Consider the following 22,519-nt stretch of genomic DNA (forward strand, 5'->3'; position numbering starts at 1 on the left):
CCCCTGATTTTTATGTCAAAACAGACTGTTCACAACTTCTGCCAATTTTCAGCGACGGTTGCGCACCAGCTGGTAGCGTCGGGTGAGATATTCCACCGGCGCGCTCCAGATATGCACCAGACGGCAGAACGGAAACAGCAGGAATAACGTCATCCCGAGCACCAGATGCACACGGAAAATAAACGCCACGCCGTCCAGATGCGCTGCCGCACCACCGTGGAAAGTCACCACCGACTGCGCCCAGCCGACCAGTTTCATCATTTCGCTGCCGTCCATATGTTGGGCGGAGAACGGAATGGTGCCAAGGCCCAGCGCGCACTGGATCACCAGCAGTGCGATGATCATGATGTCGCCAACGCTTGACGTGGCCCGCACGCGCTCATTGCTCAGACGACGCCAGAGCAACATGCCGCCACCGATTAACGTCATCACACCACACGCGCCACCGGCAAACATTGCCATCTGCTGTTTCACCGGCACCGGCAGGAAGGATTCGTACATCCAGTGCGGTGTCAGCATCCCGAAGGCGTGACCGGCGATAATGCCGAGGATGCCGACATGGAACAGCGGCGAGGCAATACGCAAGATCTTTTTCTCGAGGATCTGGCTTGAGCCCGCGCGCCAGCTGTACTGACCGTAGTCATAGCGCAGCCAGCTGCCGGCGAGAAAGACCGTGCCGCACAGGTACGGGTAAATGTTGAAGAAAAAGTTGTTGAGGAAGTCAGTCATTTGCGTGGTTCCCCCGCATTCGTGTCATCAAGGTTCAGATACTGTGGCGCAACCGCACCGGCGAAGTGTTTCTGGCGCGCAGCTTCTTCACCGCTCGCACAGCTTTGCTCGCCGAGGAATTTGATTTGCTCTTCTTCCCAGACGGCGTCCAGTGCAGCAGGCGTATCGTCGCGCGCTTCCTGTTTAATGCCTTCGCGCACGCTTTCCGTGACGATGTCGCTGCCCGAAATCGCCAGCAGCAGATCAAACAGTTCCGCGTAATGGCTGTCGCGTTCCTGCAAACGGGCGCTCAGCAGTGCCAGAATCGGGGCGATATCACGCAGGCCGCCGCGCGCTTCCTGTTCATCACGCGTGGTCAGATATTCCAGATAAAGCGGCAGGTAATCCGGCAGCTCGCGGCTGTCGATTTCCAGACCGGCTTCGCGGTACTGCTCCATCAGATCCACCATGGCCTGTCCGCGATCGCGGGATTCGCCGTGAACGTGTTCAAACAGCAGCAGGGATGTCGCGCGGCCACGGTCAAACAAACCGGTGTAGGCCGACTGCGCGTCGAGTAAATCTTTCTGGCAGAAATCCGTGATGTACAGCGCCAGATCCAGGCGCTGCTCAGGGTTAAGTTCCGGCGACGTGGTCACGGCTTCAAGCAGTTCCATCTTGTGCAGCCAGAGATCTTCTGACGGATAATCCAGCAATAAACCAATCAGTCGTAAACTGTTCATTAGCCTTTCCTTTCGGTTTTCGCGCCAATGTCGATAGCATCGATGCGTTTGCTGTTAAACAGGTTGAATTTGGTATCGCTGCCGTGGCAACCGTCGCCAAAGCTGAAACCACAGCCTTTCGCTTCCGGGAACGCTTCGCGCGCCTGTTCACGGTGGCTCGATGGCACCACGAAACGGTCTTCGTAGTTAGCAATCGCCAGATAGCGGTACATTTCTTCCGCCTGTGCAGCCGTCAGCCCGACCTGCTCCAGCGCGGATGTATCCACCACGCCGTCCACGCTTTCTGCACGTTTGAAATGGCGCATCGCCAGCATACGTTTCAGGGCACGCAGCACCGGCTCCGGGTCACCTGCGGTCAGCAGGTTGGCCAGATATTGCACCGGAATCCGCAGGCTTTCGACATCCGGCAGCACACCGCTGTGCGGTAATGCGCCCGCGTCGGCGGCGGACTGAATCGGTGACAGTGGTGGCACATACCAGACCATCGGCAAGGTGCGATATTCCGGGTGCAGAGGCAGCGCCAGCTTCCACTCAATCGCCATTTTGTAAACCGGTGACTGACGTGCGGCGTCCATCACCGACAGCGGAATGCCGTCGATCTCAGCCTGCGCAATCACTTCCGGGTCGTTCGGATCCAGGAAGATGCTCATCTGGCTTTCGTACAGGTCTTTCTCGTTCTCAACCGAGGCGGCTTCTGCAATACGGTCGGCGTCATACAACACCACGCCGAGGTAGCGGATACGGCCCACGCAGGTTTCGGAGCAGACGGTCGGCTGACCGGCTTCGATACGCGGATAGCAGAAGATACATTTTTCTGACTTACCGCTTTTCCAGTTGAAGTAGATTTTTTTGTACGGGCAGCCGGTCAGGCACATACGCCAGCCGCGACATTTGTCCTGGTCGATCAGCACGATGCCGTCTTCGCCGCGTTTATAAATCGCGCCGCTCGGGCAGGTCGCCACGCAGGCCGGATTCAGGCAGTGTTCGCACAAACGTGGCAGATAGGCCATGAAGGTGTTTTCGAATTCGCCGTACATTTCTTTCTGCATGTTGGCAAAGTTCTGATCGGCAGAACGCTTGCTGAACTCGGTGCCTAAATCGTCTTCCCAGTTCGGGCCGCCGGTTATTTTCTTCATGCGTTTGCCGGTCAGCAGGGAACGCGGACGCGCCACCGGCTGATGTTTACCGTCTTTCGCGGTGTGCAGATGCTGATAATCGAAATCAAACGGTTCGTAGTAATCGTCAATTTCCGGCATGTGCGGGTTGGCGAAAATTTTATGCAGCAGGTTGGCTTTGTTGCCCATGCGCGGCTGCAACTGGCCGTTGATTTTACGGATCCAGCCGCCCTTCCATTTTTCCTGATTTTCCCAGTCGTGCGGATAACCCAGGCCCGGTTTGGTTTCGACGTTATTGAACCACGCGTATTCCATCCCTTCGCGGCTGGTCCAGACGTTTTTACAGGTCACGGAACAGGTGTGGCAGCCAATGCATTTGTCGAGATTCAGCACCATGCCGACTTGTGAACGAATTTTCATTTGGCTTTCTCCTGTGCTTTTTTAGGGAGGACTGCGGCCTGCACGTAGTCGTTGCCTTCGTCGTCTAACCAGTCGATACGGTTCATCTTGCGGACAATCACAAACTCATCGCGGTTAGAACCCACGGTGCCGTAATAGTTGAAACCGTAAGACAGCTGCGCATAACCGCCGATCATGTGCGTCGGTTTCGGGCAAACGCGGGTGACGGAGTTGTGAATACCGCCGCGCTGCTGGCTGATTTCGGAGCCCGGAATGTTCACGATACGTTCCTGCGCGTGATACATCATGGTCATCCCCGCCGGTACGCGCTGGCTGACCACCGCACGGGCGCTCAGTGAACCGTTGGCGTTGAAAGCTTCAATCCAGTCGTTGTCTTCGATACCCAGTTTTGTCGCATCGTCTTCACTCAGCCAGACAATCGGGCCGCCGCGACCTAAGGTCAGCATCAGCAAGTTGTCGCTGTAAGTGGAGTGAATGCCCCATTTCTGGTGCGGCGTCAGGAAGTTCAGCGCCATCTCCGGGTTACCGTTCGGTTTCGCATTCAGCAACGGCTGCGCTGCGCGGGTGTCGATGGGCGGACGGTAAACCAGCAGGCTTTCACCGAAAGCACGCATCCATTCGTGATCCTGATAAATCTGCTGACGGCCTGACAGCGTGCGCCACGGGATTAGCTCATGCACGTTGGTGTAACAGGCGTTGTAAGAAACGTGTTCGTCTTCCAGGCCCGACCAGGTCGGGCTGGAGATGATTTTGCGCGGCTGTGCCTGAATATCGCGGAAGCGGATTTTCTCGTCTTCTTTATTCAGCGCCAGATGCGTGTGGTCGCGGCCGGTGTTGGCACTCAGCGCGGCCCAGGCTTTCACGGCAACCTGACCGTTGGTTTCCGGTGCCAGCGTCAGGATCACTTCGGCGGCGTCGATGGCCGTTTCGATGCACGGCCGCCCTTTCGCTGCGCCATCGGCCTTGGTGTAGTTCAGTTTTTTCAGCAGTTCAACTTCGCTGTCGGTGTTCCAGCTGATGCCTTTACCGCCGTTACCGAGTTTTTCCAGCAAGGGCCCGACTGAGGTGAAACGCTCATACGTATTCGGGTAATCGCGTTCAACGGTCATCAGATGCGGCGCGGTACGTCCCGGGATCAGGTCGCATTCACCTTTTTTCCAGTCTTCCACGCCCAGCGGCTGCGCCAGTTCGGCGGCAGAATCGTGCTGGATCGGCAGCGTGACCACGTCGGTTTCCACGCCCAGATGCCCGACGCAAACCCGTGAGAACTCTTTGGCGATACCTTTGTAGATTTCCCAGTCGCTTTTGGAATCCCACGCCGGGTCAACGGCCGCAGACAGCGGATGAATAAACGGATGCATATCCGAGGTGTTCATGTCGTCTTTTTCGTACCAGGTGGCTGTCGGCAGAACGATGTCGGAATACAGACAGGTGCTGGACATCCGGAAATCGAGTGTCACCACCAGATCCAGTTTGCCTTCGCCGCCCTGCGCCTGCCATTCGACTTCTTCCGGCATCACGCCGCCCTGAATGCCCAAATCGTCTCCCTGAATACCGTGTTCGGTGCCCAGCAGATATTTCAGCATGTACTCGTGGCCTTTACCGGAAGAACCCAGCAGGTTGGAGCGCCAGACGAACAGGTTACGCGGGAAGTTCTGCGGGTTGTCCGGCTGTTCAGCGGCGAAACGCACGCTGCCGTCTTTCAGGGCAGCGACGGTGAAATCAGCCGGCGTTTGCCCGGCGGCTTTCGCCTGTGCCGCGATGTGCAGCGGGTTCACGTTGAGCTGCGGCGCAGATGGCAACCAGCCCATCCGCTCGGCGCGCACGTTGAAATCAATCATGCTGCCGGTGAATTTAGATTTATCCGCCAGCGGGGATAACAGTTCCTGCGGCGCGACGGTTTCATAGCGCCACTGGCTGGAATGGTTATAGAAGAACGAGGTGCTGTTCATCTGGCGTGGCGGGCGCTGCCAGTCGAGGCCAAATGCCAGCGGTTGCCAGCCGGTTTGCGGACGCAGTTTTTCCTGGCCGACATAGTGAGCCCAGCCGCCGCCGCTCTGACCGACGCAGCCGCAGAAGATCAGCATGTTGATCAGGCCGCGATAGTTCATGTCGAGGTGATACCAGTGGTTCATCCCGGCACCCACGATGATCATCGAACGACCGTGGGTTTTGTTGGCGTTATCGGCAAATTCGTGCGCGATACGCGCGATGTTTTGCTGCGACACGCCGGTGATTTTCTCGGCCCAGGCGGGCGTGTAGGCTTTGATTTCGTCAAAGCTCTGCGCACAGTTTTCGTCATTCAGGCCGCGTTCGATGCCGTAGTTTGCCAGCGTCAGATCGTAAACGCTCGCCACCAGACCGGTGGTGCCGTCGGCCAGTTGCAGGCGTTTCACCGGCAGTTTGTGCATCAGAATTTCATCCAGCGCCACGCTGTTGAAATGTTCGCTGACCGCCCCGCCGAAGTACGGATAACCGACGTTGACCACGTCGTCGTGATTATCCAGCAGGCTCAGTTGCAGGCTGACGTCTTTATGTTCCTTGCCTTCGCGTGACTCCAGATTCCACCGGCCTTTTTCGCCCCAGCGGTAACCGATAGAACCCAGCGGAGAAACCAGTTCGCCGGTGTTTTCATCAAAGGCGATGGTTTTCCACTGCGGGTTATTTTCCTGCCCGAGGTTGTCCACCAGATCGGACGCACGCAGCATTCGGCCAGCGGCATAAGAACCGTCTTCGCGCGGTTCGAGCATCACCAGCATAGGCATGTCGGTGTAACGGCGCACGTAATCAGTGAAGTACTGGCTTGGATTGTCGATATGGAAGGATTTGAGGATCACATGGCCCATGGCCAGCGCCAGCGCGCTGTCGGTGCCTTGTTTTGGCGCCAGCCACTGATCGCAAATCTTGGCGATTTCAGCGTAGTCCGGCGTTATTGCCACCGTTTTGGTGCCTTTGTAACGCACTTCGGTGAAGAAGTGGGCGTCCGGCGTACGGGTCTGCGGAACGTTGGAACCCCAGGCAATAATATAAGAAGAGTTGTACCAGTCAGCCGATTCCGGCACGTCGGTCTGTTCGCCCCAGGTCTGCGGCGAAGCCGGAGGCAAATCGCAATACCAGTCGTAGAAGCTCAGACACACGCCGCCAATCAGCGACAGATAACGCGCGCCGGAGGCGTAAGAGACCATCGACATCGCCGGAATGGGCGAGAAACCGATAATACGGTCAGGGCCAAAGGTTTTGGCGGTATAAACGTTGGACGCCGCAATCAGCTCATTCACTTCCTGCCAGCTCGAACGGACAAAACCGCCGCGTCCGCGCGCTGCTTTGTATTCTTTGGCTTTTTCAGGCTGATTAATAATCGAACCCCAGGCATCCACCGGATCGCTGTAGGTCAGCTTGGCTTCGCGCCACAGCTGGATCAGCTTTTTGCGCATCAGCGGGTATTTCAGGCGGTTGGCGCTGTAGAGATACCAGGAATAACTTGCGCCACGCGGACAACCGCGCGGTTCGTGATTCGGCAAGTCAGGACGGGTTCGCGGATAATCGGTCTGCTGGGTTTCCCAGGTGACCAGCCCGTTTTTGACGTAAATCTTCCAGCTACATGAACCGGTGCAGTTCACACCGTGCGTGGAACGGACCACTTTGTCGTGCTGCCAGCGGCTGCGGTAGCCGTCTTCCCAGTCACGATTGGTATTCAGCGTCTGGCCGTGGCCGTCAGCGAAAGGTTCAGCTCGCTGTTTGAAATAGCGAAACCGGTCAAGAAACTTGCTCATCCGGGACTCTCCTGTGCAAAGGCCTGAGGCGCTTTGTCATTATGTGAATGGCGGGGAATACAACTTCATTGCTCAATTTAGGCTCAGGGTATTCACGCGCGGGAGTGCGCTACTTGATTGCGATCAACGCCCAGCCGTCATGTAAATATTTATACAGCGTAAAATACCCCCAAAGTGGTACTCTTCGGTTTTTGTATAATTCATTGATTATTAATAAATAAAAGTAATAACTATGGGGAATGAGTCAGATTTAAGGCCAGGCTGGAAAATTGGGGGTAAGGCGCGGGGAATATGACAGAATTGTGAAATTAGCATTCCGGTTATTGTATTTATCCGGATTGCTGGCGTAATGGGGGCACCTGTTTTTAGCCACCAGAATCTCTTCATGCAGACAGAAAAACCCGCCGTACTTAATTTCAACGATGAAGTGACCGGTATGATTTACGGCTTCGTTTTTCGCCCCGACAGGCAACCTGAACGCGTTTCTTCCAAACAGGTGCAGGAGGCCTATCAGGAAATCTGTCACGACAAAGGATTTGTCTGGATCCACGTCAATCTCAATCACGCCATGTCAGAAAAATGGCTGAAAAAACACTTTTCCGTCGGCGAAGTCTTCTTTGAAGAAATCCGCGAAGGGTCACGCAGTACGCGCATTGAGCGGCTCGATGACACCCTGCTCGCCGTGCTCAACGACGTCATTTTTCACCCCAATGAAACCAGCGATGAAACATCCACGCTGTGGCTCAGTTGCCATCAGCAACTGGTGGTGACGGCGCGGCACAAACCGGTCAGGCTCATTGAGCGTTTGTTTAAGCGGCTGGAAACGCTGAACATCGGTTCGCCGACCGCACTGCTGGTACATCTGCTGGAAGAACAGGAAGATTTGCTGGAACAAATCGTGCGCCGCGCCAATCAGTACGTGGACACCATCGAAGAGCGCCTGCTCAGTCATCACGTGAAAAAGAACCGCGCCAATCTTGGGCGTTTACGGCGGATGCTTTTACGCTTTCAGCGTTTACTGGCGCCGGAACCGACGGCGCTTTTCCGTCTGCTCAACCGCCCGCCCGCCTGGATTGCGCCCGGCGTGGTGCAGGATTTACGTCAGTTTGCCGAGGAATTTTCGGTTGTCCTCAATGACCTGATTGCGCTGACCGAACGTATCCGGCTGCTTCAGGAAGAAATCACCTCGCGCCAGATGGAACAAAGCAACCGGACGCTCTACGTGCTGACCGTCATCACCGTTCTGGCACTGCCCATCAATATTGTGGCGGGCTTTTTCGGCATGAACGTGGGGGGAATCCCGCTCGCCAGCAATCACCACGGTTTTATCCTGCTGGTGGTCATCGTCGGGTTGTTCACCCTGCTGGCGGGCTGGTATGCGTTTAAGCGCCGCGACGACGGTTAGCTTTTGCCGCATTTAAAGGAAGTCTTTGGCTTTACTGAGCAATGCGGCTTTGGTGATCACGCCCAGTAAGCGGCGTGATTCGGCGTTTTCCAGCACCGGCAGGCGTTCCAGCGGTGAATTGCTGAACATCGCCCAGGCCTGTTCGTAGCTGGCGTGCTGAAAGAGCGTGGTGAATTCCTGCTCGATAAACGGGTCAATCGCGCTGTCAGCTTTCAGGCTGCCGTCAATAATCCCGCTGGCCACCACATTGGTAGGCACCACGCCGAGAAAACGCTCTTCCCTGTCCACCACGTACACATACCGCGTGCGCTGTTTCAGCCCTTCGCTCACCACTTCCGAAAGCGTGGCGTCGACGTACATTTTTGAGCACGGCGTAATCAGCGAGGCCACCGTGCTGTATTCAAACGCATTTCTCGCGACGAAGCGGGCATTGTGGCGCGTCAGTACCGGATAGGTTCCGCCCACTTTCAGCCGTGACGCGACTACGTAAGAAATCGCCGTCGCCAGCATCAGCGGGAACAACAGCGAGCTGTTGAGCGTCATTTCAAACGCCATCATGATCGACATCAGCGGCGCATGGCTGGTTGCCGCCAGCAGCGCACTCATGCCGATGGCGGCATACAGCCCGACCGGGCCGGGATCAAACCCCAGCCATTGCAGGAAAGTACACACCAGCGCCCCGCCCGCCGCGCCAATCAGCAACGAGGGCGTAAACAAACCGCCGACTGCGCCGGAACCAATGGTGATCGCCGTCGCCACGATTTTCAGCACCAGCAGCATCAGCAGTGGCGTCTGTAAATCGCCGTTATTGAGGATTAAATCAATCACTTCAAAGCCGTTGCCCAGCACCAGCGGGGAGATCATCGCCACCAGCCCGACGCCCAGACCACCCAGCCCGAGGCGCAACGCCGGATGGGAAATGGGTTTCATCCATTCGCGGACTTTATCGATTGATGAAATGAATAACGGCCCGAGAATACCCGTCGCCACGCCGATAAACAGCACGGTGAAAATCGCGCCAAACGACGGGCTGAACGATACGGAAGAATACAGATAAAGCGGCGCGTAATCGGTCAGTGAACGCACCGTCAGCACCGCCACCGACGCTGAAATAAACAGCGGGATCAGCCGCTGAACGGCCGTCACGCCAAACGCGATTTCGGCAACAAACAAAGCCCCGGCAAAAGGCGCGTGATACACCGCCGCCAGCCCGCCCGCAGCGGCCATGGCGATAATGTCGGACTGATGAACGCCCTTAAAACGCGAGAAGCGGCCGAGCAAACTGCCGCTCAGTGCGGAAAGCTGAACCATCGCGCCTTCACGCCCGATAGAGCCTCCGCTGGCAATACTCGCCAGCGACGAAAACCCGCGCAACAGCGTACTGACCACCGGGATCCCCGGTAAACGCTGGTCAATCACATCGAGATAATCCGGCATTTTACCGTGCTTGCTTTCATGGCGCAGCGCCCACAACAAAATGAATCCGGCGATCACGCCGCCCGCAGTGGTAATGACCGGCCAGATGAGCCTCGGGTATTCGCTGAACGCTTTGGTGATATCGCTGCCGTCGGCAAACATCAGACCATTTATGCCGGAAATCGCCCCACGAAACGCAATGGTGACCAGTGCAGCAACAATCCCGGCGGGAATGGCAATCAGCAAATTAATCAGGTCGCTCTTTTGCAGGGATTCAAGATTGAGGGCTTTCAGGCTCATAAGGTCTCAGTGGTCTGAACGTGGGCGGGCGGTAAGAGTATCAATTTACAACAAAACCGCGAAATTTTCGGGTTTTACGCACGTTGCGTTCTGAACGACAGGATCCAGAGTCCGGTGAATATCTGCCATAGCGTGATGGGATAAACCGACATCCGCTCAATCAGACCGGTGGGTAACATATCGAACGATATCGTCAGCATACTGACCAGCCCGAGACAGCCCAAAATCAGGCTGAAAAGTGAAAACTTCCGCCATCCTGTGCTGTGAAATTTCATCCAGCCGGCTGACAGCAAACACACATTTCCGCCCGCAATTGCCAGCACCGCGCCCGCCTGATGGAGAGTCACCCCGCCCGTGCTGCCGCCGCTGTGGAACAGGGCAATCAGCACGCCGCCAATACCGTGCAGCAGGCCGGAAAAGAGAAATACGTGGCGACTCGCACCGTTAAATATCGGGCGTAGCAGCCAGCAGGCCATAAAGAACAGAATCCCTTCCACCGCAAAACCGGCGTTCATCACGTTATGCAGTGGTGAACAAATATTTCTGCCGTCAGGCGTCATCCCGCACGAGGCAATGCCCAAATCGCTGATGTAATTATGCAGATAAGAATAGAAAGGATCGCGCCAGCCCGTTGAACTGATTTTTTCAGCCAGTAAATACAGGATCCCGCCGAGGGCGAAACACACCGCGCCGGTTTTTTGCCATATCAGGTTGATTTGCATTGAAGCCTTAAGACTTTCGGGGAATGACATAATACTAGGACAAAAGAGCTTCAGGCTTCGCATTTTTAACGCTTAATGGCGCGCTCATAATCCTGCTGAACGGGGATAACAACCGGTGTTATCCCCTGGCGATATTATTCCTTCGTCACCGTATCCAGATACAACTGGCTGCCCGCCACGTTCTGGCTTGCGCCTTTCACGTTATCGCGGATGGCCACCAGCAATTTACTTTGCAGCGCCACTACAAACGGCGAGTTTTTTTGCAGTTCACGTTGTAAATCGGCGTACAGCGCTTTGCGTTTGGTCGGATCCGATTCCGCCGCCGCCGCACGCGTTTGTTTGCTGATTTCCGGGATCACCCACTGAATGCGTTGCGCCAGCGTTTTCGGGCCGTTTGGCACGTTATAGGCAAAGGTGCTGGCGTTGGTGTTCGGGTCAAGGTAATCCGCACCCCAGTAAGTGAAGATCGACTGGAATTTATGCGCCCGCATACGGGTCAGCACGTCACTTTCCACCAGCGGATGCACCACTAAATTAATATCTGCTTTGGCGAAACTGGCCTGTAATGCCTGCGCAATATCAGAATACGGTGGCTGGTTGATCACGATTAAATCGATTTTGGTGCCCGGCGCAATCCCGCCTTTGCTCAGAATCGCTTTGGCTTTGGCGACATCGTATTTAAATGGCTGATCGTCAATCGCGCCGGCTAAACCGTCCGGCAGGAAGGTCTGATGAATACCGTACTGGCCTTTCAGCAGGTCGGTAGAAATCCCCTGATAATCGACCAACCAGCGCGCCGCTTCCCACAGCGCAGGGTTTGCCAGCGCCGGTTGCGTGGTATCGCCAACGTTAAAGGCCAGATAGAACACTTTGGCTGCCGGGAATTGCGCAACGTGAACGCCCTTCTCTTTTTGCAGCGAACTGAACTGATCCGCCCCCAAATCGTAAGCCACGTCCGCATCGCCATTCACGACCAGCAGACGGCGCGTGGACGGGTCGCCCACGTTTTTAAACAGCACATTCTCGAGTTTCGCCAGCGGTTTGGCGTTCGGGTTACGTTTGAAAATCAACGCTTCATGCGGCACATAGCTGCGCACTTCAAACGCGCCGCTGCCCGCTGAACGTGAACGCAGCCAGCTGTTACCGAAATCGTTCTGATCGACGTGTTCTTTCAGCAATTTGCTGTCCACAATGCCGGCGACCGGCGCGGAGAGAATGCTCAGCACCAGCCCGCTGCCGATATCGGCAGGCCAGCTAAGCTGCACTTTATCGTCCGCGATTTTTTTCAGATTGCCGTCAACGTTTTCCGGCGTCCAGCCCAGTTCGCCGAGAATAAACGACGGGCTTTTATTGAGTTTCACCACGCGGGCAAACGAATAAATCACATCCTCCGCAGTCACCGGATTACCGCTGGAAAACTTCTGACCCGGTTTGAGGGTGAAGATCAGACTGTGCGCATCCGGCCCCGGTTGCCAGCTGGCAGCGGCGTCCGGGTCGAGCTTATCCGGATGCTGCCGGTCGGACTGCACCAGTTGCTGATACAGGTTAACCAGATTGCCGGAACTGACGGTTTCAAAACTTTCCGCCGGATCCAGGCTGATAATGCCTTCAAGCGAACCCGCGACGACCAGCGTATCTTTTGGCGTCGCTGCATCCACGCGGGTCACGGCCATCATCAGCAGGAATAACAGGGAAGGAACACGTACTTTCATTGAGGTCGATCTCCACAGGTGAAAAGACAGTTTTTTCGAGTGTAGAGGGGCAACGACAAGGCCAGAACCATGAAATAAAGCTTTGTATTTTAATAAAATAGATTAAGAAAACTTAAACAGACTTGATGAGAAAAAACAGGACTACGGAGATGGCATTAAAACGCCTGAACTGGAGGCAAAACTCGATCGGCTCCCTCCCCTGCGAAGGGGAGGGTTGGGGTGGGGTATTAATGGCGAATTCGTGAGCTGAAGTTTGCACGGGCAGTATTTTCGTCTGCTAAACCCCCTCCCGACCTTATATCTTGAAGTTGGCTTAAACCAGGTATTGTCAGATTTGGCGAGGTTCATGCAGCACGTGCGAACCCAAGGGCGCTAAGCCCGCCTGCAAGCGTTTAGCGCATGGACTAAGCCACTCATCACTAGCCCGAACAGTTGTATGAAATCAAATTCGTATCGTAAGGAGGGGCACCATGAGTCAGCCAGATCAACACTGTATAGGTATCGATATTGCTAAGTCGTCGCTAGATATCGCAGGCACAGGAGAGTTCTCGTCATTTAGTACCAGTAATGATGAGGTCGTTGCCCTTGGAGTGCCTCTGATGGGACGGGCACCAATGATGCCGAGCCGCCTGTTTCCACAGAACGAACTAGCGTGGTTCTACACACATTATTTTGCTCAGCCAAATCTAGCGAAAGCCGAGCTTGAGAATGATATCGCAACAACCTTAAGAAAAATCTACTTTGGTGCTTCTGGGAATGTCGGCAAACGCAACGAGAGTTCGCCCAATCCCTTCGGCATGGTCTCTAAACAGCATGGTTACCTTGCCTCGTTACCTGAGCCTGCTCAACTGCCAAATTGGCTGTCCAATGAAGACTTGGACGTGTTCGTACAAGCCTTCAAACACTCGGGCTTTCAGGGCGGATTGAATTACTACCGCAATCTGGACAGGAATTGGGAGTTTCAAGGAGCTTTCGATGGTGTGCAGGTAAATGTGCCAGCCCTCTATATGGTCGGGGAGCGCGACACAGGTTTGGCAATGCCGGGGATGAAGGACATAATCGCAGGTATGTCGCGGCTCGCTTCAAACCTTCGTGGTTCTCATGTAATTCCGCATGCTGGGCACTGGTTACAACAGGAGGCCGCCGAACAAGTCAGCGCGAGGATGATTGAATTCCTCCGCACACTGTAGATGCGTAGATGCAACGTCGGGCATAGTAGGACCTTGTGAACATTGACCTGTCGCTTTAGGCTGAAGCAGATCCTTTGGTAGCCCGGCGTTCACCGCTAATCGATTCACACCCCTAGACCTTTTTCGCATGACATTATTCATGTCCGCTTTTGGCTATGAGTTCAACCTAAAATCATTACATACGAAAATGATGAACCATTCGTACCCGTTGCAGGCCACATTTACAGAGAAGGTAACTATGATCTCACGGCAAAAACTGGCGTACAGAGAGGGTCTTTAGAGCAACGTTGTCGTGGTCTATTGTAGTGTCGTGAACAGAATTAAAATCTTTCGCAAATAGTTGAGCTTGCATGAGCTGAACTGTGGGGAGATTTGAGGGAAGCAATATGCCTGTTTTTTAAGCAGGCATGACGGGCCGCTTTGTGCCAGAAGCCGAAGTATCAAACGGTCCGTATGAGTTAATTTACGAGTGGTTGTCATAGCTGATGAGTAATTAATCTAAATAATGGACATTCATGCCAGATGGTTTGAAAATCTTAAGTCTATGATTTACATATTTGGGCATAAAAGCGGATGAGCGAAAATTTAGAATTCATGTTGTTAGCGCTTGAAAAATCACGTCAAGCATTACCTTGCTGCAGACCAAATCCACCTGTAGGGTGCGTGATTGTCCATAAAAGTGCGGTGGTTTCCGAAGGCTTCACTCAACTTCCAGGCCATCATCACGCAGAGATAGACGCCATTTCAAAACTAACGGTCCCAATTGGTGAATGTGAAATCTTTGTCACACTTGAACCCTGCTCCTATCAAGGAAGAACCCCCTCCTGTGCCTTGACACTTGCTAAACTGAAACCACGCCATGTCTATGTAGCCATGGAAGACCCGCATCCTAGAAACCGTGGAGAAGGACTCAGAATTTTAAAAAATGCAGGGGTCAGCTTTACGCTAGGCATTGGTAAACAAGAGGTAGAGAATTTTCTATCCCTTTATCTGGCGAAGTCATAGTGTAAGTATCCCGGTAAACCGGACCATTCACTTTTAGAGATCTTCCGGCATACTGATTATGTCCCCGGAGGAGATCGCCATGCGCAAAGCACGATTCACCGAACACCAGATCATCGCCGTTCTGAAGTCCGTCGAAGCCGGACGCACCGTTAAGGATGTCTGCCGCGAGGCCGGGATCTCTGAGGCCTCGTACTACAACTGGAAAGCGAAGTTCGGCGGCATGGAAGCCTCTGATATCAAAAAGATGAAGGATCTTGAGGATGAAAACCGCCGGCTGAAACAGATGTTTGCGGACCTGAGTCTCGAGTGCCGCGCCCTGAAAGACGTTATTGAAAAAAAGCTTTAAAACCAGCGATAAAGCGTGAGCTGGTCAGCTATCTGACCGCGCAGTTTGCCATGAGCTTACGCCAGGCATGCAGGACATTGTCGCTGAGCAGGACGGTATTTCGTTATCAGCCGGATACGCGACGTGATGAGCCGGTGATTATGGCGCTGACCGTGGCGGCTGAACGCTATCCGCGATACGGATTTAAAAAGCTTTTTCAGGTGCTGCGCAGGCAGGGCAATACATGGAACCATAAAAGGGTTCACCGTATTTACTGCCTGCTGAAACTGAATTTTCGCCGTAAGGGAAAAAAGCGCCTGCCGCTGCGTAATCCGGCTCCGCTGGCGACGCCAGAGGCGATGAACCAGAGCTGGTCCATCGATTTTATGCACGATGCTCTGGTGTGCGGCAGGCGCTTCCGGACCTTCAACGTGGTGGATGATTTTAACCGCGAAGCACTGGCGATCGAAATTGACCTGAATATCCCGGCGCAGAGGGTCGTGAGAGTGCTGGACAGGGTCGTGGCAAACCGTGGATATCCGCTGAAGATGCGGATGGATAACGGACCGGAACTGATATCACTGGCTCTGGCGCAATGGGCCGAAGAGCATGGCGTGATGCTGGAATTTATCAAGCCGGGTAAGCCAACACAGAATGCGTTTATAGAACGGTTTAACCGAACATACCGGACCGAAATACTGGATTTTTATCTGTTCAGAACACTGAATGAAGCACGGGAAATAACGGAGCGCTGGCTGAATGAATATAACAGTGAGCGGCCCCATGAATCCCTGAATAACCTGACACCGGAAGAATACCGGCTGATGGCTGAGAAACCGGAAATCTCAAAAAGTGTGTGGAACTAAAGCTGGGTTACTTACAATAGGCCGTATGGACATAACAGAACTGTATCAGCTAAAGGTCCGCTTCACGCCCTGAGACATTCGACAAGCTTTTTATGGCTTCAGTAAGGGCGAGTGTCGCGCTTCGAGAGCCAGCAAATATTTTGCTTCGTCGTACTGGGTTCTGGTCTTCCAGCAGCGGTAAATGATCCTTATCCATTTGAAGGCAAGAGCCCGGATTGCAGACTGGTGAGATTTTCCTTTTTCTCGCAGTCCCTGATAATAAAGTCTGGCCCAGTATGATGAGTTAATCGTCTTCGCAGCCCATTCGACAAAGGTCTGCCTGACGAACTTGGCACATTGCCATCGCCAGTGAACCCATGATTTCTGGCCACTTCGTTCGGTCACCGGTGAAATACCTGCATAGTTTTGAATTTCTTCAGCGCTGTTAAACCGGTCACGGTTATCACCAAGTGCAGCAAGCATCCGTGGGCCCATACACGGCCCCATGCCCGGAAGTGATTTGAACAGCCCCGCATCTGGCAATGTGTCAAACAGCGTTTCGATTCGTTCGTCATAGGTTTTGATGATTTCACTCACGACTTTAATTTGTGTCGCCAGTGCTGTTGCCATCAAAGCATTAGCCTCTATAACACTCGGGTCTGTCGTCAATGGGATCGCATTATCAATACTCGCAACACGTTGCTCGGTAAGGGCCATTGCGCGGCCACCTCTGGCATTCAGAAAATTTCGGGTCGTGTCGCGCCTGGCTCGTTTCAGTTGTTGCAGACTGGGCCACCGGATAATCAACTCACACAAAAGTAAGCTACCCCGATGTGAGAACCACTCCAGTGGCTGAGGATAATACTGTTTAAGCGTGTTGATGAGGCGATTCACAAAGCGGCGTTTGTCTTCAACCAACTGACGACGTTGCTCAACCAGTTGCTGAAGTAAGCGAATATCCGCATTGTCGGGTTCAATAGCTTTTATCTTTTGGGGATAACGCAGCATTAACTCTAATGCCAGCTCTGCATCCTGCGGGTCATCTTTAGCGCCGCTGGGCGAGAAGGCTTGACGGTAACGAGCCAGGGACAAAGCGTGGACGGGGAAAACGGTGATAAAGGGATATTTTTGAAGAGCATATACCACGGGGCCCTTCTTCAGCTCGAGAGCTATGGCGATTCTGCCTTTTACCTTCTGGTGTAACTCAGTAAGCCAGGCATCAAGCGCTTCTGCTGTATGTTCAATCACATCGAATACGCGTTCACCGTTTTTAAACTGAACACAGACATCGTGTTTTTTATCCGCCCAGTCCAGACCAACGTGCGCAGCAAATTGATTAGTCACAGTCATCACCAACTCCTTTTTATCGGGGATTGGTATGCATTCCACGCTCTTCGAAAGAAATATAGCCAGCAGTTTATCTGCATGCCCTGAGTATTCGTTAGCGAACGTGGAGCACCTACTGGCTCGAAAGAAAAGCGGCGATCATCACGTGATTCTCGCTCAATATTCGTAACCAGCAAGCGCATACCCTGAATCACTTAATAGTGTAATTCTCAGGGTGCGAATGACTATAGTTCGCTCATAGCTGACTGTCAAAGTTTGAACTCACCAATAATCTCGGTCTCATAGCCACGCACAAGACAGTTGCTCCCCCTTCGCAGGGGGAGGAGCAAGGCGGCTCAGTGTTGTTCTGAAAAATGGCCTTATGTCGACGCCCATGGTTTTGAATTTGACCTTGAATTTAAACAAGCAAGGCGGCTCAAGCCATCAGCTCAACACGTACCCCTTCGCCATATGCACCGCGCGATCACACATATGATCAATCACATCCGCATCGTGGCTCACCAGAATCATCGTCAGATCACTGGTCGTTTTCAGGTCATTCAGAAGATTGAGGATTTCCGCCTGCACCGACATATCCAGCGCGGAGGTCGGTTCATCGAGCAGCAGCAGTTTGGGTTTCAGCAAAAGCGCACGCACAATCGCCACGCGCTGACGCTGGCCGCCGGAAAGCTGGTGCGGATAGCGGTTCATCAGTGCCGGATCCAGCCCGACCTGACGAAAACCTTCGGCAATTTTTGGCTCGATATCCTGCTCTTTGAGGATTTTCAGCGGCTCCGCCAGCGTACGCAGCAGCTTGTGTTTCGGATGCAGAGACGCATACGGATCCTGAAACACCATCTGCACGTCACGGCGCAGGCTACCGGTGAACGGTTTGCCCGGTTTCACTTTGTGATCCAGCAGCGTCAGGCTGCCGTCCCAGTTGCCGTTCAGCCCGGCGAGTACCCACAGCAAGGAGGATTTGCCGCAACCGGACGGCCCGACCAGACCGAAACATTCGCCTTTATTGATCGTCAGGCTGACGTTATGCACCACGGTACGGACGTCGTGGCCCTGACGGTGCGAAACGCTCAGCTTGTTCAGCTCCGCAACGATTTCACTCATGGCGAGGTTCCTTTTTCAGTGACGCCAGCAGTGCGCGATCCAGCACCGGCAGGCGTTCTCCGTGCGTAAATTTACTCGGACGGCATGACCACAGCGTGTGTGTGTACGGATGCGTGGCCTGCGCCAGCTGGTCTGCCGGCAGTTCATCCAGCAACTCCCCCTTGTACATCACCAGCACGCGCTCGCAGTGGTGCGCAACCTGTTGCAGGTCGTGGCTGATCAGAATCAGGCCCATGTTGCGCTGTTCCACTAAGCGTTCAATCAGCCCGAGAACCTGTTCGCGCATGTCGAAATCCAGCGCGGACGTCGGTTCATCGGCAATCAGCCACTGCGGATCGTTGATCAGCGCAATCGCCAGCATTACGCGCTGCCCCATCCCGCCGGAAAGCTGATGCGGATATTGCTGTTGCAGGAAGGCCGGATTCGGCAGGCCGACGGCGTTGAGCATATCCGCGACTTTTTCCTGCCGCTCTTTGCGGCCAAGGCGCGTATGCAGGCGCAGCGGTTCTTCCACCTGCTTGCCGATTTTCTGCGTCGGATTCAGCGCGTGTTTCGGATCCTGCATCACCATCGAAACGCGGTTACCGCGTAACTTGCTCCACTCGCGTTCTTTCAGCCGGGTCAGATCGTGTTCGCCCAGCGTCAGCTGTGAGGCGCGCAGCTGGCACGGGTGCGGCAGTAATCCCATCAGGGCACGCGCGGTCAGGGATTTACCGGAACCCGATTCCCCCACCAGCGCCACACGTTCCTGCCCGACGCTCAGGGAAAGCGATTTCACCAGTTCCAGCGGACGTTCACCCGGCAGATAAATGGTGAGATCTTTCGCCGTCAGCCGGTCGGTATGCTGCGTTTTTTGATGGTTGTGTTGCTGATGAAGCGTTTGTGCATCAGTTGCCATGTCGTGGATCCATTTTGTCACGCAGGCCGTCGCCCAGCAGGTTGAAAGCCAGGCTGGCAAACAGAATGGCGCCACCCGGCGCAGCCGCTACCCACCACTGGTCGAAAATCACTTTACTGCCTTCGGCAACCATCGAGCCCCATTCGGCGGTCGGTGGCTGAATGCCCATACCGAGGAAACCCAGACCGGCAGACGCCAGAATGATGCCGCCGAGGCTGAGCGCCGCACGCACGACCGCGCTTGGCAGACACAGCGGCAGAATATGGCCGAACATCAGGCGCAAACCGCCGATGCCCTGCATTCTTGCCGCCGCCAGATAATCACTGCGGCGCAGCGCCAGCGTTTCCGCCCGCGCCTGACGCGCAAACGGCGGCCAGCTGGTAAAAGCCAGCGCCAGCGCGCCGTTCATCAGCCCCGGCCCCATAATAGCGACCAGCGCCAGCGCCATCACCAGACTCGGCAATGACATCACGATGTCGGTCAGACGCATCAGAATGCGCTCGTACCAGCCACCGATATAACCGGCGCTGATGCCGATGAGAAGCCCCACCGGAATGGTCAGGATCAGGATCAGTGACACCAGCAGCAGCGTCGGGCGCGCACCGTAAATCACGCGGGAAAGCAGGTCGCGGCCAAAACCGTCGGTGCCCAGCCAGTGCCCGACGGACGGCGGCAGCAGACGTAATTCGATGTGCTGAATATTGGGGTCAAACGGCGCAAGCAGCGGCGCGAGCAGCGCGGTCAGCACCAGAATGGCGACCAGCACCAGGCCGATGGAGAGCGCGGTGATACGACGCGCGGGCTTCCAGACGTTCGGCTCAGCGTCAACCTGCGTCGGTTGTTCAGGGATCATGTGTTGTGTCATAAGCTAAAACTACCGGGTTCGCGGATCGAGCAAATAAGTAAGGGCATCAGCCAGCGCATTGAGCAGCACGAAACAGGTGCCGATCAGCAATGTTGCGCCAAGAATGGCCGGGGTATCCGCCGCAAACAGCGCAGTGGTCAGGTAACGTCCGACGCCCGGCCAGGCAAACACCGTTTCCGTCAGTACCGCCCCTTCCAGCAGGCTGGCGTAAGACAAGGTGAGCACGGTAATCAGCGTGCCCAGCACGTTCGGGAAGACGTGGCACAGCAATACGCGCACCCTGCCCGCACCTTTTGAGCGCGCCAGAATCACGTATTCTTTGTTCATTTCGCCCAGCATGGACGCACGCAAAAGACGCGTAATTCCCGCCATCGACAGCATCGCCAGCACCGTCACCGGTAACCATAAATGGCTGATCGCGTTGTAGAACATGTCACGGTCGCCGGACAGCCAGGTATCAATCAGCACAAAACCGGTGCGCGGCGTCATGGTGTACATGTACAGGTCGTCGAGCCGTCCGGGGCCGCCCGCCCAGTGCAGCACGGCATAAAACAGCAGCAGACCGAGCAAACTTAACCAGAAGATCGGCACGGAATAGCCGAGCAGCGAGACAAACCGGGCGATGTTATCCAGCCAGCTTCCGGGTTTCCACACGGCCAGCAGCGCCAGCAAAATCCCCATCGTGCCGCCCAGCAAAATGGAACAGGTTGCCAGTTCTACCGTCGCCGGGAACGTACGCATCAGATCACTGGCCACCGGCTGCGCGGTGATGCGTGAAATCCCCATATCGCCGTGCGCGAGGTGACCAAGATATTTAGCGAACTGCACGGGAACGGACTGATCCAGCCCCAGATCGCGACGCACCTGCGCGTAGGTGGCTTCACTGGCGTGATCGCCAGCCACCTGCAACGTCGGGTCAATCGGGGCAAGATGAGAAAGCGTAAAGGTGAACGCCAGCAAACCGAGCAACGTCAGTGCCAGCGAAATCACGCCGGTCAGCAAACGGCCTGACCAGCGCCAACCCTGCCGGACGAATCCGGCGGGCGTTGAACTGTCTGTCATTACTTAGTGACCTTGCTGTAGAAGACCATGTCCGGGTTGATGCCCTGAACATATCCTTTAATGTTGTCACGCACGGCAATCAGGCTTTTGGCCTGCAAACCGACGACAAACGGTGAGTTTTTCTGCACTTCAAGTTGCAGCTGACGGTAATCCGCCACGCGTTTGGCCTGATCCGGTTCCGCAATGGCCACCAGCGTCAGTTTGTTCAGCGCAGGAATTGACCAGTTGGCACGCCATGCCAGCGTTTTGCTGCCATCTTCCGGGTTGAACGCGAACGCAGAAGCGTTGGTATTCGGGTCAAAGTAATCCGGCCCCCACGATGACATGTAGGCGTCGTAATCGTGTGATTTCACTTTGGTGGAGATCTGCTGGCTTAAACCCGGATCCAGTTTCACGGTCACGCCGCCCTGCGCAAAGCTGGCCTGCAAGGCCTGCGCGATGTCCAGATACGGCGGCTGGTTGGACGTGGAGAGCGTGAAGCTCACATTTGTCAGACCCGCTTTAGCCAGAATCGCTTTGGCTTTGGCCGGATCATAGGTGTATGGCGTGTCGTTCACCGCGCCCAGATAGCCTTCCGGCAGGAATGCCTGATGCACCTGGAACTGATTTTTCATCAGATCATGCGCAATATGGTTGTAGTCGAACAGGTAACGCGCCGCTTCCCAGAAGGCCGGATTGCCCAGCGCCGGAGAGGCTTTGGCGTTGAATTGCAGGAAATACAGGGACGCATAAGGGATCGCCAGCGGCTTCACGCCCTTCTTGCCTTCGAGCGCAGCCATCTGGTCTGAACCGAGGTTGCGCGCAATATCGGCATCGCCCTGTTCAATCAGCAGGCGGCGTGCAGCCGGATCCGGCACGTTTTTAATCAGAATGGTTTTCAGCTTCGGCGCGCCTTCCGGTGAGGTCGGGTTCGCGGAAAGAATCACCACTTCATGCGGAATATAGTTACGGATCTGGTACGGGCCGGAACCGGCGGAATGGTTGCTCAGCCACTGATGGCCCAGATCGTCAGCGGCGGCATTGGTTTTCACCAGTTTGCTGTCAACGATGGAAGACACCGGCGCAGATAACAGGCTCAGCACGAATGACGGGCTGACGTCGGCGGTCCAGCTGACTTTGACGTGATGATCGTCAATTTTGGTCAGGAAGGTATCGACGTTTTTGTCGGTCCAGCCCAGCTGCGTCAGAATGAACGACGGTTCGAGATTCAGTTTTACTACGCGCGACAGCGAGAAAATCACGTCATCCGCGGTCAGTGGATTACCGCTGGCGAATACCGCTTTCGGAGACAGCGTGAACGTCAGGCTGCGGTTATCTTTGCCCGCTTCCCAGGAGGTCGCCAGCGTCGGTTTTAAATCGATAGGATTATTCGGGTCTGACTGCACCAGACGCTGATAAATGCTGTTGAAAGCCTGAATCGTCGTCAGCTCAAAACCCTGCGCCGGGTCAAAACTGGAGGTGTCATCAATAGATTGTGCAATAACCAGTGTGTCCGGCGGCGTGGCAGCCTGAACAGAGAAGCTGGCCGCAATAGCCGTAAACAGGACGGACGGTAATAAAGCTTTCATCA

The 22,519-nt window shown here is 54.9% G+C and carries 17 protein-coding genes; 4 read left to right on the forward strand and 13 right to left on the reverse strand.

What is annotated here, in order from left to right; all coding sequences use genetic code 11:
* Positions 1 to 48: 48 nt before the first annotated feature.
* Genes narI through ACM5QY_RS16885 form a run of 4 tightly spaced genes read right to left on the reverse strand, consistent with a single transcriptional unit; the run spans position 49 to position 6,756 of the window.
* Positions 49 to 729 carry a respiratory nitrate reductase subunit gamma gene (gene narI / locus ACM5QY_RS16870; protein WP_416121882.1) on the reverse strand — a complete coding sequence of 227 codons (681 nt, stop codon included), beginning with the start codon at positions 727 to 729 and terminating at the stop codon, positions 49 to 51.
* Complete coding sequence (gene narJ, locus ACM5QY_RS16875) at positions 726 to 1,448, reverse strand: nitrate reductase molybdenum cofactor assembly chaperone (RefSeq protein WP_416121883.1); 723 nt, start codon at positions 1,446 to 1,448, stop codon at positions 726 to 728. The genes narI and narJ overlap by 4 nt, the downstream gene beginning before the upstream one ends.
* Positions 1,448 to 2,983, reverse strand: coding sequence for a nitrate reductase subunit beta (narH, locus tag ACM5QY_RS16880; protein WP_416121884.1), 1,536 nt, complete (start codon positions 2,981 to 2,983; stop codon positions 1,448 to 1,450). Before narH ends, narJ begins: the two co-directional genes overlap by 1 nt.
* Positions 2,980 to 6,756 (reverse strand): nitrate reductase subunit alpha, encoded by a 3,777-nt coding sequence (locus ACM5QY_RS16885; RefSeq protein WP_416121885.1) that lies wholly within the window; start codon positions 6,754 to 6,756, stop codon positions 2,980 to 2,982. The genes narH and ACM5QY_RS16885 overlap by 4 nt, the downstream gene beginning before the upstream one ends.
* A 385-nt stretch (positions 6,757 to 7,141) precedes the next feature.
* Here ACM5QY_RS16885 and ACM5QY_RS16890 point away from each other — a divergent pair, with 385 nt between their 5' ends.
* A complete protein-coding gene (locus ACM5QY_RS16890) occupies positions 7,142 to 8,161 on the forward strand; it encodes a transporter (RefSeq protein ID WP_416121886.1) in 1,020 nt (339 codons plus the stop codon).
* A 12-nt stretch (positions 8,162 to 8,173) separates the two neighbouring features.
* On the opposite strand, the gene ACM5QY_RS16895 is transcribed toward ACM5QY_RS16890, so the two are convergent.
* From ACM5QY_RS16895 to ACM5QY_RS16905, 3 genes are all read right to left on the reverse strand, one after another.
* Complete coding sequence (locus ACM5QY_RS16895; protein ID WP_416121887.1) at positions 8,174 to 9,877, reverse strand: chloride channel protein; 1,704 nt, start codon at positions 9,875 to 9,877, stop codon at positions 8,174 to 8,176.
* Between the two features lie 74 nt (positions 9,878 to 9,951).
* Complete coding sequence (locus tag ACM5QY_RS16900) at positions 9,952 to 10,599, reverse strand: DUF998 domain-containing protein (protein WP_416121888.1); 648 nt, start codon at positions 10,597 to 10,599, stop codon at positions 9,952 to 9,954.
* A gap of 134 nt (positions 10,600 to 10,733) precedes the next feature.
* On the reverse strand, positions 10,734 to 12,311 hold the full coding sequence (locus ACM5QY_RS16905; RefSeq protein ID WP_416121889.1) for an ABC transporter substrate-binding protein: 1,578 nt from the start codon (positions 12,309 to 12,311) through the stop codon (positions 10,734 to 10,736).
* A 470-nt stretch (positions 12,312 to 12,781) separates the two neighbouring features.
* Here ACM5QY_RS16905 and ACM5QY_RS16910 point away from each other — a divergent pair, with 470 nt between their 5' ends.
* The 3 genes from ACM5QY_RS16910 (at position 12,782) to ACM5QY_RS16920 (ending at position 15,697) form a co-directional block, all read left to right on the forward strand.
* Positions 12,782 to 13,501, forward strand: coding sequence for an alpha/beta fold hydrolase (locus tag ACM5QY_RS16910; protein WP_416121890.1), 720 nt, complete (start codon positions 12,782 to 12,784; stop codon positions 13,499 to 13,501).
* Positions 13,502 to 14,074: 573 nt separating this feature from the next.
* Positions 14,075 to 14,506 (forward strand): bifunctional diaminohydroxyphosphoribosylaminopyrimidine deaminase/5-amino-6-(5-phosphoribosylamino)uracil reductase RibD, encoded by a 432-nt coding sequence (locus ACM5QY_RS16915; RefSeq protein ID WP_416121891.1) that lies wholly within the window; start codon positions 14,075 to 14,077, stop codon positions 14,504 to 14,506.
* A 79-nt stretch (positions 14,507 to 14,585) separates the two neighbouring features.
* Positions 14,586 to 15,697 (forward strand): IS3 family transposase gene (locus ACM5QY_RS16920; protein ID WP_416120170.1). Its coding sequence is split into 2 segments (ribosomal slippage): positions 14,586 to 14,847 and positions 14,847 to 15,697, totalling 1,113 coding nucleotides; the frame shifts between segments, so codons are not numbered across the junction.
* Positions 15,698 to 15,787: 90 nt separating this feature from the next.
* Here the strand turns inward: ACM5QY_RS16920 and ACM5QY_RS16925 are convergent.
* The 6 genes from ACM5QY_RS16925 to ACM5QY_RS16950 all read right to left on the reverse strand — a co-directional run bounded on the left by ACM5QY_RS16925 (position 15,788) and on the right by ACM5QY_RS16950 (position 22,517).
* Positions 15,788 to 17,026, reverse strand: a complete 1,239-nt coding sequence (locus ACM5QY_RS16925) for an IS110 family RNA-guided transposase (protein WP_416121892.1) — start codon at positions 17,024 to 17,026, stop codon at positions 15,788 to 15,790.
* Between the two features lie 420 nt (positions 17,027 to 17,446).
* The gene (locus ACM5QY_RS16930) at positions 17,447 to 18,124 is read right to left on the reverse strand and encodes an ABC transporter ATP-binding protein (RefSeq protein WP_416121893.1); all 678 of its coding nucleotides are present in this window, start codon (positions 18,122 to 18,124) and stop codon (positions 17,447 to 17,449) included.
* Positions 18,117 to 19,022 (reverse strand): ABC transporter ATP-binding protein, encoded by a 906-nt coding sequence (locus ACM5QY_RS16935; protein ID WP_416121894.1) that lies wholly within the window; start codon positions 19,020 to 19,022, stop codon positions 18,117 to 18,119. The genes ACM5QY_RS16930 and ACM5QY_RS16935 overlap by 8 nt, the downstream gene beginning before the upstream one ends.
* Positions 19,012 to 19,875 carry an ABC transporter permease gene (locus ACM5QY_RS16940; RefSeq protein ID WP_416122912.1) on the reverse strand — a complete coding sequence of 288 codons (864 nt, stop codon included), beginning with the start codon at positions 19,873 to 19,875 and terminating at the stop codon, positions 19,012 to 19,014. Before ACM5QY_RS16940 ends, ACM5QY_RS16935 begins: the two co-directional genes overlap by 11 nt.
* 21 nt (positions 19,876 to 19,896) lie before the next feature.
* On the reverse strand, positions 19,897 to 20,949 hold the full coding sequence (locus tag ACM5QY_RS16945) for an ABC transporter permease (RefSeq protein ID WP_416121895.1): 1,053 nt from the start codon (positions 20,947 to 20,949) through the stop codon (positions 19,897 to 19,899).
* Entirely contained in the window at positions 20,949 to 22,517 is a 1,569-nt protein-coding gene (locus tag ACM5QY_RS16950; protein WP_416121896.1) for an ABC transporter substrate-binding protein, read from the reverse strand. Before ACM5QY_RS16950 ends, ACM5QY_RS16945 begins: the two co-directional genes overlap by 1 nt.
* Between the last annotated feature and the right edge of the window lie 2 nt (positions 22,518 to 22,519).

The organism is Rahnella sp. PCH160, assembly GCF_047784855.1.
Classification (GTDB): domain Bacteria; phylum Pseudomonadota; class Gammaproteobacteria; order Enterobacterales; family Enterobacteriaceae; genus Rahnella.